The sequence below is a fragment of the Paenibacillus qinlingensis genome, assembly GCF_013204845.1.
GTDB classification, from domain to species: domain Bacteria; phylum Bacillota; class Bacilli; order Paenibacillales; family NBRC-103111; genus Paenibacillus_E; species Paenibacillus_E qinlingensis.
This window is the reverse complement of the sequence record NZ_JABMKY010000003.1, coordinates 178,366-190,601: the sequence shown is the minus strand read 5'-3', so window position 1 is coordinate 190,601 and position 12,236 is coordinate 178,366. Positions and strand designations below refer to the sequence as shown.

Sequence of the window (12,236 nt, the reverse complement as noted above, 5' to 3'; positions counted from 1 at the left end):
GTGAAAATCCTCCCTTATTTATCTATAAAATGTATATAAGCTTACCCTTTTAGTGAACCGATCATCATCCCTTTGACGAAATGACGTTGAATAAAAGGATAAACAACTAAAACCGGAATGGTCGCAATAACAATTAATGAATACTTGAGAAGTTCTCGCATACCTTCTCGTTGTGCTGCACCTACGACATCCGTGATGATTTCTTCATCGAATGTGTTCTTCACGAGCACTTCACGCAGAATGATTTGAAGGGGAAACAGATCCGGCGACTTCAAATAAAGCAGAGCGGCAAAATAGGTATTCCAATGTCCTACTGCGTAAAATAACGAGAGTACAGCAATGATAGGTCCTGATAAGGGTGCCACGATTTTCACTAGAAATTTATAATCACTGCACCCATCCAGATGTGCGGCTTCTAGGATTTCATCGGGAATCGTCGTTTGGAAATACGTCCTTGCAATGATGACACTCATGACGCTCATGACACCTGGGATAATCAATGCCCAGCGGGTATCTAGCATGCCTAGTTCCTTGATCAAGAGATAGTTTGGTATTAACCCTCCGCCAAACATCATGGTGAATACAAATAGTGCCATTACCCCATTGCGAATATAGAAGTCCTTACGTGACAAAGGGTACGCTGCAATCAGAGTCATCATCACATTGATGATGGTTCCTACAACCGCATAGAACAATGAATTGGCAAACCCAACCCAAACGCGATTGTTCTTGAATACGGCTTCGTATCCCTGCAATGTGATATCGACAGGCCACAACCATACTCTTCCTGAAATAACCGCCGTTGATGAGCTGAAGGAAGCGCTTAACACATAAATAAGCGGATATAAAACAGACAGTGTAAAGAGGCAAAGCACCGTGTAGTTCACGATATTAAATAGTTGATCGCCTCTGGATTCTTGAATTCGGGTCGACTTCATTCTTTTCTTTGCACCTCTCTACCACAGGCTGGTTTGCCCTAATTTTTTGGCTGCTTTGTTGACTGTGTACAATAAAATAAGATTGATGACAGAGGTGAACAATCCAATTGCGGAAGCGTAGGAATATTTAATTCCCGTAGAGAGCAACCCTACCTTGTACACATAGGTATCAATAACCTCTGATGAACTGAGATTAAGTGGATTTTGCATCAACAGCACTTTTTCAAATCCAACATCCATTAAATTCCCAACACTAAGAATCAATAATATAACGGCAACCGGCAGTATCCCGGGAATATCCACATGCCTCATGCGTTGAACTTTACTCGCACCATCCATGACAGCGGCCTCATGCAGAGAAGGATCAATGGCTGCCAGAGCGGCTAAATAAATGATACAGCCAAATCCTACATTTTGCCAAATACCTGACCAGACATACAGTGACTTAAAGTTATCCGGATTTCCGAAGAAATCGATTTTCTCAAAGCCCAATTGGGCAATAATCATGTTGACGATACCTGTTTTGGGATCGAGCAGTTGGATGACGATCCCCATCATCACGACCATCGAAATGAAATGCGGGGCGTAGGTAATTAACTGCACCGACTTTTTGACAAAAGACCGATTCACATAGTTTAAGCAAAGTGCCAGAAGGATCGGAAACGGAAACCCTGCAAGCAAGCTGTAGAAGCTTAAGCCCAGCGTATTTTTAATCACCTTCCAGAATTCATAGGAGTTAAAAAAGTTTTTAAAATGCTTCAATCCAACCCAGTCACTCCCAAAAAAACCTTTATGAGGTACATAATCCTGAAAGGCAATAACTGCACCGTACATCGGTATATATTTAAAAATGAGTATGTACAAGATGGGCAGTATGGATAGTAAATACAATTGAGGCACTTTTCTAATGTTAGCCAATAACTTACTAGCAAAATTGGCTCTGACCTTATGTTGTGAGCTAGTCACTTTACTGACGATTTCCACTCCAGGCTTCCTCCTCTCTTTTGTTATCTTCATGATACGTTTTCAAGAGAAGGCCAACATACTAGTTTTTTAAGCACCTAGATAACTAATTTATGGTTTTCATTTACCTTGTACAAACAAACAAAAAATAGGATGTTGCCCCATAGAAGGAACTTCATCCTATCGCTCTAAATCGCTACCGCCTCTGGGGCACAGCTCCGCTCTTCTCGCTGACTAGGCATGCGCAATGTAAGCTGAGCACCTGTCGCAGTCTCATTGTTGCTAATACTTAACCCATATTGCTCGCCAAAAACAATTTGAATTCGACTATGCACATTGGCTAATCCGATTCCACCCTCGCGCTCTATACGAACAGGCAGCTGGGACACACTCACGTGCTGTTCTGCCATCTTAGTCTGCAGCTCCTCCAGTCTTTCTGGCGTAATACCCACACCATTATCCGTAACCGTTACGATGAAATCATCCTCATCCATACTGGCATCAATACGGATCTGATGGTGGCTCTCGATGCCATCGGGAAATGCATGCTTAAACACATTCTCGATTAACGGCTGTAAGGTGAGGCGCACCATTTTTTTCAATAGAAGCTCTGGCGGAACCGTAACTTCAATTTCGAATTCGTGGCCTAATCGATAATTCATAATGTTCATAAAATGCAGCACATGCTTCAACTCATTGGCAACCGTAATCTCCTCCAAGTCGGCACGCACTGAATAACGCAGCATATATGACAGAGAGCGTACAATCTCTTTGATTTCTTGCGAATCCTGCACGACGGCGTAACAGACGATCGTTTCAAGCGTGTTGTAGAGAAAGTGAGGATTGATTTGCAATTGCAACGCTTGAAATTCGGCAGACTGCCTTTTCAGCAAATATTCCTTATTCTTCAGCTCCTCGGCATACACTTGCTCCATAAGCTCTTGCAGTCGTGAGACCATCATATTGTAGCTGATCGTAAGACGATCCATTTCGTCCGTTCTACCGCTGATGGCGACATGTGTCCAATTACCTTTTTCCGTTTTGCGCATGCCGTTTTCCAGCATTTTAATGGGCCGAATAATGGATTGCCCGAATCGGTAGGCAAGAATCAACGCGATTATTAACGCAATTGCACAGGTGTATACCGTCGTTTTACGAATATTTAATGCAGGGGCTCTAAGTTCATCTAGGGGCATGGATGCTACCAATGTCAAGCCCGTATAGTCCGATCTTCGGTTAAAATGGACTCGTTCAACATCATCTTTATAATCGAAAATCTGATTTTGATTTTCGCGGAGTTTGGTAAACAGCTTGGCATCCAGCTGCTTGCCTATCATCCCGGACATCGGATGATAGATAATTTTCCCCGTGTCATTCACAATATAGAAATACCCGGTTTCCCCCAGACGGATACCCTTCCACAACGATGTCAGCTCTTCAATATTAAGCTCAATACCAAGTATCCCTTTAAAAATTTTTGATGTCTGGCGATCTGAGATTTTCCGTGTTAGTGCTAGCTTCCCGTCTAGAAAACTCCAATCCATAATCGTTAATTTGCCGTCTTTATCTGTAATTTCCTTCAAGGAGTCCAGCTTATCCAACAGGAGCGAGTTGCTGAAATCTGACGTATCCGCATTATGATCATAGATGCTAAGCCCGTTATATCCGAGCAAATACACCATACTAATTTCAGGATTATTAATAAAAAGTGGCTGAAGGACCTTTTCTTTCATTGGCCTGATCGATAGAAAATATGGAATGAAATTATTGCTGTCCAAATTCAAGAATTCTTTCACATTGGTAGAAGTCATCATTGATACGGTCGCGCGATCGTATTTCTTCAAATACATATCCGTATGATTCATGGCATTATCGACGATTTGAGTTAAGAGCTCATTGGTTTGCTTATCCACTTCCTTGGTGGATTGAACATACAGGACTAGGCCGACGATAGAGGAAGATATCACAATGACGATCACGAAATAAACGAACATACGCAATGCCAAGCTAGATCTCATTATTTGATCCCCAACATACTGCGGTATTCCGTCGGCGAGCAGCCTGTCATCTTCTTGAAAATCTTAGTGAAATACGGATAGTTCTGATAGCCAATCGTCACACCCACGTCAACAACTTTATAGTGCGGCATTTCGAGAAGTTTCTTAGCCATTTCGATCCGCTTCTTCATACGGTATTGAACAAATGTTTCATTCGTCATTTTCTTAAAAATATAACTGAAATACGTTGGCGCAAGTCCCATCTTCTCCGCCACTTCTTCGAGGCTCAACTCTTCGGAAATGTTATTGTCAATGTAGGTTTTCGCTTCTTCAAACAAGCTCTTCTGATTCCCACCCCGCCATTGAAATAACTGATGATACAAATAGACGAACTCTGACCTTAAATAGTCCATAGCCTCCGTCAAGCTATTCAATTGTACTGGCGAAGCCTGCGTCGTAAAGGTCACTAAGCCACGAGAGTTCAGTTTTTTCACTACACTCTTCAACTCATCTGCCATCATCTGATCCAACTGCTGAACTTGTATCCCTTTCAACATGTCGCTTTGTGACCACTCATCTAGCAGGGCATGGAGGGCATCCAAATCCGCAGACCAAATCGTTGCTTCAACGCGTTCCAACCACTCCTCTATTTGAAAGAAGGAGATTTGCTTCACCTGATCCTGTTGTATGAGCAATTTATTAAGCACCGGATACAACTCATGTTCCGTAAGCGGTTTCAGTAAGTATTCTTTGACGCCGAAAGTAAGGCATTTCTGCGCGTAAGAGAAATCATCATAACCAGAAATAACAACAACAGGGAAATTCACTTGCAGCTCTTGAATGGCTTTGCACAAGGCCAGACCATCCATCTTCGGCATACGAATGTCGGTTAGAAGCAAATCAGGGCGTTGCTTGTTGATTTGTTCAAGTGCCTCGATGCCATTCGCTGAGACAACCGTGCGAAACAAGGGGTTGCACTGTCTGACGAGTTGGGCCAGCCCCATCCGAACCATCGGTTCGTCATCCACTATGAGGATATATTTCACTTTGCAAGCACTCCCTCTGTACGCTAGGTTAAAAAAAATCCTTGTGCATATTTTACCACAGTGATAATTCATAAGTAACTTTTTTCTACACTATACGTCTCTCCGTCACCTCCATGTATTATGTTTTCTTACGATCCTATTCCTTATTTTACTATATCCCATCCCCAGCTCGACCTACGATTTAATAGACCCAACCATCATTCCCTTCATGAAATGCTTTTGCAAGAACGGATACACCAACATAATCGGTAATGTAGCAACGACGATAACAGCCATTTTCAGTCCCTCGGGTGAGACCAAGAGCATCAAATCCGAGGTTGTATCCGATGATCCCATATTATCCGTAATAACAATCTCGCGTAACCGCACTTGGAGCGTAATCAGCGAGCGTTTATCAATATAATAGAGGGCTTGCGAATACATATTCCAATTCGATACCGCATACATAATCCCCATTGTTGCCATGACCGGTTTGGACAGTGGCAGTACGACCTTCCATATCATCCGCAGCTCGCCACAACCATCAATACGGGCAGAATCCAACAGCTCAACCGGAAGATGGATAAAAAAAGAGCGCATAACGAATAGATTAAAAGCGCTGATTGCGGATGGAATCATTAACACCCAGAGTGTATTCAGCATATGCAGGTTTTTCAATAGCAGATAATTCGGAATCAGAGGTGCATGGAATATCATGGTTATCAAAACAAAAACCAATGCAGGTTTCCGAAATACGTATTCTGAACGAGATAGCGGATACGCTAAACTTGATGTAGCTGCCAAATTGATGAACGTTCCGAGTACAGTTATTGTCACACTATTCCGAAACGCCATCCAGATCGTGGAATCCTTCAATATCATATGATAATTCTCAAGCGTGAATCCTACCGGCCATAGGCTGACCTGTCTATTATTGATTGCAACAGCGTCGCTGAAGGATTGAGCGATTACATGAAGAAGTGGAAGCAGCATAGTAAGTCCAATCATCAACAGTAACATCATGTTAACTGCCTGAAAAGCTCGCTGACTAGTTGTAGAAATCACATCCCTGACCTCCTTATGACGAATGTTAGTATAGACTCTCTCCCGACGTTTTTTTACTCAGGGTATTGCCGATCATGATCAATGCTAAACCAACAAAAGACTTAAAAAGTCCAATCGCGGTGGTGAAGCTATATTGTCGGTCAATCAGACCAGATCTGTACACATAGGTATCCAGAATTTCTCCGTTCTCGCTGTTCAGAGGGTTCAGAAATAAATACACTCGTTCAAAACCGAAATCCATAAAATGTCCGATTTGGAGAAGTAGTAGAATGGTGATCGTAGGGAGAATGGAAGGTAAGGTAATCGACATCACCTGACGAAACCGACCCGCTCCATCAATCTCTGCCGCTTCATATAAATCTGGGTTAATGCCTGCAATGGCAGCAAGATAAATAATGGTTCCCCATCCGCTGTCTTTCCATATCCCAGATCCTATCAGAATAGAGCGGATATAACTGCTCTCGCCCATAAAATAAATGGACTCGATATGAAACCAACCCATCACTTGATTTACAATCCCCGTTGTTGGAGACAGCAACCCAATAATAATCCCACCGACAATGACCCATGACAGAAAGTGCGGCATGTAGATGACGGTTTGCACTAACCGCTTATAACCATTGAACCGAATTTCATTCAGCAATAAAGCAAGAATGATAGGTACTGGAAAGGCAAATATCAGGTCATACATGCCGATTAACAGCGTATTTTTCAGAATAATCAGAAACTCTGGATACGTAAACAATCGTTTGAAATGTGCCATACCTACCCAAGGGCTGCCGGATACCCCCTTGAAAATATTATAATTTTGAAAAGCAATGGAGGAACCGAACAAGGGGATATACTTAAACAAGGCAAAATACAAGAGTCCTGGAATGGAAAGCACATACAAAGGCCAATATTTCTGAACAAATGCCCACTGAGCTCGCGCATTGGCAAACTGGAACTGTTTTTCGCCAGAGATGTCCGTTTTCGAAGCCATTCGATTAGCTCCTTTCATTTTTTTGGCATCAACATCATAATCTTCGTTCCTTGGCCTATCTCGCTGACGATCTGCAGCCCATACTGCTCGCCGAACACCATCTGAATTCGACGGTGCACGTTAACGATACCAATGCCACCGATCCCTTTCGTCCGCCCGCTCTCAGCAAGCCGGTTTTCACTAAGCTTTTCACGCAATTCTCGCAGCCTCACTTCTTCAATCCCTACTCCGTTATCCTCTACGCTGATCCAAAAAAGCGCATCGTCTTCACCCGCATGAACACGTATATAATGGTGGTCCTCCACTCCGTCCGCAAAAGCATGCTGAAACGTATTTTCTACTAACGGTTGAAGTGTTAACCGCACCATATGACGCAGCAAATACGCCGGATCAATGTCCACTTCCATATCAAACTCTCGTCCGATTCGATGTTTCATCACGAGTAAGTAGTGCAGGACATGTTTAAGTTCATTCGCTACTGTGATTTCTTCCAAATGGGTTTGTACAGAATAGCGAAGCATATAGGCCATTGCCTTCACGATCTCATAGATTTCCTTACTATCCTTAATAACCGCATAGCAAACAATCGTTTCTAACGTGTTATACAAAAAGTGAGGATTAATTTGAAGCTGCAGCGATTGTAACTCCGCTTTCTGACGTTCAATTCGATTTTCCTGATCCCTTAACTCGGCCTGATACACTTCATCAACAAGCTCTGCTAGTCGACTGACCATCAGATTATAGCGATTAATCAGCTCTACAATTTCATCACGGTGATTGGGAAGCGGCAGTATGACCCAATTTCCCTTCTCCGTTTCACGCATCGCACTTTTTAGTTTGCGTATCGGACCCGTGATCGACTTACCAAACCTGATCGCAAGCCATAAGGCGAGAATGAGTGTAAAACCACCAACGATAAGCGTTGTAGTACGTATCGTGTCTGTGGGTTTATGCAATTCATCTACGGACATGGATACGACAAGCCGCCAATTGCCATATTGGGAGCGTCGACTCATAAACATGCGTGATTTCCCATCAATCGTAGAGGTAAATGCATGAGCTCCAGCTTCGATAACCTGTTGATGAATCGCTTCCTGCATCCCTTTGCCGATCTGGGCAGCATTCGGATGGTAGACATAGTTCCCATTGCCATCGGTAATAAAGAAATAACCATCGCTCTCTAAATCAATGCCCTTCCATAACTCAGAAAGCTCAGAGGCTCTCAACTCAATGGCGAGAACACCCTTAAGTTCAGTCGAAGAAAGTCCGCGAATACGGCGAACCAGTGTCAGTGTCTGATTGGTTTGCTCCGGTAAAATACTATGATTCAGTACAACCAAACTGCCATCCGGCGTCGTATTATTTCGGAAATAGTCTAGCTGCTCTTTTACTTGCTCCTTCGTAAACGAACCCGCGTTAATCCCGTTGTAAACATACATGGCGTTACCATTGAAATTCATTAAAAAGATGTCAGTAATTTCTGGATTTCTTATAAAAATAGGTTCGATGCCAACTTCTTTAACCAGTTTACGAAGTTCGTAATACGGATATCCAATCTCCCCTTCTGGTAAATCAATGAATCGTTTGACATCATTATTGCTGAGGAGAGACACCATTGCGCGCTCATAGGCGCGAATATAATAGTCCGTATGATACACCGCATTACCTACGACCTGTGTCAACTGTTTCTCAACAATGTGTTCCAACTCACGCGAAGAGGCTTTGTACGAAAAGTAACCAACACTGGTTAACGAAATTAAAATAACGACGAGGTAGGATAGAAACAACTTTTGATATAAATTGAAATTTCTCATTTAATCCCCATAGAGCTACGGTATTCCGACGGAGACACGCCATAAATCTTCTTAAACGTTTTTGTAAAATGCGGATAGTCTTCATAACCGACTTCAATGGCAATATCAAACGTTCGTTTATGGGGGATGGACAGCAAGTCCCTCGCTTTCTCCATCCTTTTATTCATCCGATAGCTTACAAACGTTTCGCCCGTCATCTTTCTAAACAACGTACTGAAATAGGAGGGAGAAATTCCGATCAAATCCGCCACCTCTGCTAGCGTGACCTCCACAGATAATCGCGTATCGATGTAGACCTTCGCTTCTTCCATCGGATCCTTGTAATTTCCTTGTCGTGAACATTGCAGTTCTTTCATCAACGCTCTCATGCGACACTCAAACAAGATATATAGATCCTCTCTTGTAGCAGCACTTAACGGTTCTTGCAAACCTGGCATGTTAAATTGTTTCTTTTCTTGAAAATAGTTATCCAATAGATGCAATACTTCATCCAATAGATGTTTTATTTGATTGATAGTTAACAAGCTGCAGCTTTCTCGCCACTCCGCCAGGAGTCGGGACATTTCATCCATCTGCAGCGACCAAACGCTCCCTTTTATACGTTCAATCCACTCTACATATTTTGAAATCGATAGGCAGCTCTGTGCATGCAGCTTGAGAATCTGATCGAATATATCGTGTAAATCAGGCGGTGTAACTGGTTTCAACAAATAGTGCTTAACCCCGTAAGACAAACACTTTTGTGCATACTCAAAATCGTTATAACCGGAAATGACGATTTTGAGTAAATTAGGATGACTAGTATGCAGGATCCGACAAAGCTCCAATCCGTCCATTTTGGGCATACGGATATCCGTAATGAGTAGGTCCGGCTCGAATTGGCTAAACCGATCGATTGCCTCGAGTCCGTTATTCGCCGTCTCAATCGTTTGAAACGGTTGCGTATATTGTTGTACCATTTTCATCATCCCGCTGCGAATTATCGGTTCATCATCCACAATCAGTACTTTCATTCTTCAAGCCTCCATACGCCTAAGTATGACTGATAGATGAAGCGGAGCTTCCGAGACCACTACTTGCCTCAGCTTCAATTCAAATGGGTCCGAGCTGTCTCTTAGTCCAACAGCTGCTTCAGGCAATACTAGATCTATTGGTTTGTATCCATGCGTTGAGCGAAGCATGATATCGAGCCGCTGCTCCGAAACGTCCCACTCTAAGGTGCACTCGACTCCACCACGCGCAAGCAATGGACCCTCTTTTCCTTTTCTCCAACGAACAGGCAGCGCAGGCAAAATATGAAGCTCACCGGGAATCGAGAAGAGCAGCATCTCCTGAATCGCTGAAGTCCATCCCATATTGGCATCGAGCTGTACGGGTGCCCAATCCATGTCAACACCAATTCCCATACCGCGCCAGTCATTATGCAGGGTAATTAGATTGTTCATGACACAGGATCGGGCTAATGTTTCCAAACATTCGAGTGCTGAATCGCCTTGACCCATTCGAGCGTAATTGTTCGCCATATGCGCCAGTGACCAGCCCGATTGTTCTTTCAGTCCCAATCCTAAGCGCTTCTCAATGGATGTGACGAAAGCTTTGTAAAGAATAGGATCGCTCTCACGCGTCACCTCTGTTCCAGGAAATACAGGGTACACATGCGATTCATGGCGGTGATGATCATTTTCCTCAAAATATGGATGCATCCATTCTCTAACGGCGCCATCTTCTGTTAGCTGGTATGGTGGGATTCGTTCAAGCATTTGCCGCCAGGTCGAGATGTCTTCTAGAAATATCCCCGTTATCTGCGCCCCTTCAATAAGATGTGTCAGAAGCTCCTTGGCAATGGCAAAGTCCATCGTCGCATTCATAGTCGTTCCCATCGACATACCAGGGCCCTTCCAATAATTCCCCGGGGTATTTTCCGGCGAGTTGGATGGGGAACTCATCCAATATCCGTCATCATCCATCGTAAAAAAGTCTTCATAGAACAAAGCCGCCTCCCGCATAAACGGAAGTGCTCTCTCTCGCAAAAATACCAAATCTCCCGTATGCAAGTAGTAATCATAATAATGTTGGCTGACCCATCCCGCTCCACCTGTCCAATGAATAATGTGGGGGGAAGTATGTTTTAGCAGCCCTGAGCCAGGTACGCTTGGAGCCGGGATAAAGATTCCGCGACAGCCATATAGCTGTCGGGCATTGACACGGAAATCAACCATCAGCTTTTCCATGTAGTTAAAGACGGCAAGCAGCAGTTCAGTCATATTGCCCGACAAAGCCTGCCAATACATCATCTGCAGGTTTTCATTGACCATGTGAAACGCCCAAACAGCGTCATAATCGCCAAACCATAGACCATATAAATGACAAGGTTGCCCTTCCGCACGTGAACTAGAAATGAGCAAATATCGTCCATACGCCCACATTTTCTCAATAAGTGCATCCGGTGTTTCTCCTTGATAAGCTTGCATCAGCAACTCTTCGTTGGAGAGTTCCCTTCCTACTGCTTCAATGTCAAACTCCATCGCGTGAAACAAGCGGCCATGTTCAAGCACATGCGCTGAAAGCAAGGTATCATAGCACATTGGAAGCTCGTTCAGCTCTTCATCCAATCTGCGCCATTCCTCTTGTCTATTTCCCCCAGTAAATAGTTTGATTACGACCAACACAGACTCCGCGTTCTTCACAGTTATGCCTTCCTGACGATCATCTGTGTGTCCTCCCTGATGGATGACGCGGGCTACCCCTCCGAAATCACTCCCGTCTGGATGTTGAGCGGCATAATATAGGGTGTCACCCTCTGATTTCATTTCTTCTCCTTCGGGGAACACAATGCCTGACCTTCGATAATCTCGTTTATCATGAAGCTGCATGCGCAACCTTGCTTCAATGGAATGCGGCCCCCATTTGCGAATATCCATAACGACGGCATCCGCTGTTCGAGATACGAACAACCTTCGCTCATAACGGGTCTCCCCATCTGTCCAACTAACGGACACCTCTCCGGTCTCCATTTGCAAGGTTCGTTTATACGAGCGAAATGCTCGTCGCGTGGGCATAAATATCTTAAGATCTCCTAGTGGCAGAGGGGAAGCTAGTTTGGGTTGGTAACCGAGATCTTTCAGCGAATTTGACAATAATTTGTCTGCCTCGTGAGCCTGACCTTCATTTAGTAAGCGTCTTGTCTCAGCTAATCGTTCACTAACATCTGGCAGCGGCATCGTTACACCACCCCACCACAGGTCCTCATGATTCAGCAGAACTGTCTCTTCATGAACCCCTCCATAGACAGCCGCTCCAATCTTACCGTTACCGGAAGGCAGTGCTTCACGCCATAATGAACGCCACCAGGAAGCCGGATAGTTCATTGAGATGAGATGTTTCGTGTTCATGATGTATCCTCCTTGTCTTTGCGCATTAAGAACGGAAAAGTACTTGCTCGGAAGACCAAA

9 protein-coding genes are annotated in these 12,236 nt (G+C 43.9%); all 9 read right to left on the bottom strand.

Annotation, left to right across the window (positions count from 1 at the left end):
- Positions 1 to 41: 41 nt before the first annotated feature.
- The gene (locus tag HQN88_RS07530; RefSeq protein ID WP_056615080.1) at positions 42 to 938 is read right to left on the bottom strand and encodes a carbohydrate ABC transporter permease; all 897 of its coding nucleotides are present in this window, start codon (positions 936 to 938) and stop codon (positions 42 to 44) included.
- Positions 939 to 956: 18 nt separating this feature from the next.
- On the bottom strand, positions 957 to 1,922 hold the full coding sequence (locus tag HQN88_RS07525) for an ABC transporter permease (protein ID WP_274318775.1): 966 nt from the start codon (positions 1,920 to 1,922) through the stop codon (positions 957 to 959).
- A 167-nt stretch (positions 1,923 to 2,089) separates the two neighbouring features.
- The gene (locus HQN88_RS07520) at positions 2,090 to 3,919 is read right to left on the bottom strand and encodes a cache domain-containing sensor histidine kinase (RefSeq protein WP_173109708.1); all 1,830 of its coding nucleotides are present in this window, start codon (positions 3,917 to 3,919) and stop codon (positions 2,090 to 2,092) included.
- Positions 3,919 to 4,944 carry a response regulator gene (locus HQN88_RS07515; RefSeq protein WP_173109706.1) on the bottom strand — a complete coding sequence of 342 codons (1,026 nt, stop codon included), beginning with the start codon at positions 4,942 to 4,944 and terminating at the stop codon, positions 3,919 to 3,921. Before HQN88_RS07515 ends, HQN88_RS07520 begins: the two co-directional genes overlap by 1 nt.
- 174 nt (positions 4,945 to 5,118) lie before the next feature.
- On the bottom strand, positions 5,119 to 5,946 hold the full coding sequence (locus HQN88_RS07510) for a carbohydrate ABC transporter permease (RefSeq protein ID WP_173110446.1): 828 nt from the start codon (positions 5,944 to 5,946) through the stop codon (positions 5,119 to 5,121).
- 67 nt (positions 5,947 to 6,013) lie between these two features.
- A complete protein-coding gene (locus HQN88_RS07505; protein ID WP_173109704.1) occupies positions 6,014 to 6,970 on the bottom strand; it encodes an ABC transporter permease in 957 nt (318 codons plus the stop codon).
- A 14-nt stretch (positions 6,971 to 6,984) separates the two neighbouring features.
- Positions 6,985 to 8,784, bottom strand: coding sequence for a sensor histidine kinase (locus HQN88_RS07500; RefSeq protein ID WP_173109702.1), 1,800 nt, complete (start codon positions 8,782 to 8,784; stop codon positions 6,985 to 6,987).
- Positions 8,781 to 9,797: a response regulator gene (locus HQN88_RS07495; RefSeq protein WP_173109700.1), complete on the bottom strand. Its 1,017-nt coding sequence runs from the start codon at positions 9,795 to 9,797 to the stop codon at positions 8,781 to 8,783. The genes HQN88_RS07500 and HQN88_RS07495 overlap by 4 nt, the downstream gene beginning before the upstream one ends.
- A gap of 3 nt (positions 9,798 to 9,800) precedes the next feature.
- Complete coding sequence (locus HQN88_RS07490) at positions 9,801 to 12,176, bottom strand: glycosyl hydrolase family 95 catalytic domain-containing protein (RefSeq protein WP_173109698.1); 2,376 nt, start codon at positions 12,174 to 12,176, stop codon at positions 9,801 to 9,803.
- Positions 12,177 to 12,236: the final 60 nt, after the last annotated feature.

Bases quoted from the DNA above. Each gene is read 5' to 3' on its own strand.
- HQN88_RS07530 (WP_056615080.1), bottom strand. From the start codon at position 938: ATGAAGTCGACCCGAATTCAAGAATCCAGAGGCGATCAACTATTTAAT.
- HQN88_RS07520 (WP_173109708.1), bottom strand. From the start codon at position 3,919: ATGAGATCTAGCTTGGCATTGCGTATGTTCGTTTATTTCGTGATCGTC.
- HQN88_RS07510 (WP_173110446.1), bottom strand. From the start codon at position 5,946: ATGATGTTACTGTTGATGATTGGACTTACTATGCTGCTTCCACTTCTT.
- HQN88_RS07505 (WP_173109704.1), bottom strand. From the start codon at position 6,970: ATGGCTTCGAAAACGGACATCTCTGGCGAAAAACAGTTCCAGTTTGCC.
- HQN88_RS07500 (WP_173109702.1), bottom strand. From the start codon at position 8,784: ATGAGAAATTTCAATTTATATCAAAAGTTGTTTCTATCCTACCTCGTC.
- HQN88_RS07495 (WP_173109700.1), bottom strand. From the start codon at position 9,797: ATGAAAGTACTGATTGTGGATGATGAACCGATAATTCGCAGCGGGATG.
- HQN88_RS07490 (WP_173109698.1), bottom strand. From the start codon at position 12,176: ATGAACACGAAACATCTCATCTCAATGAACTATCCGGCTTCCTGGTGG.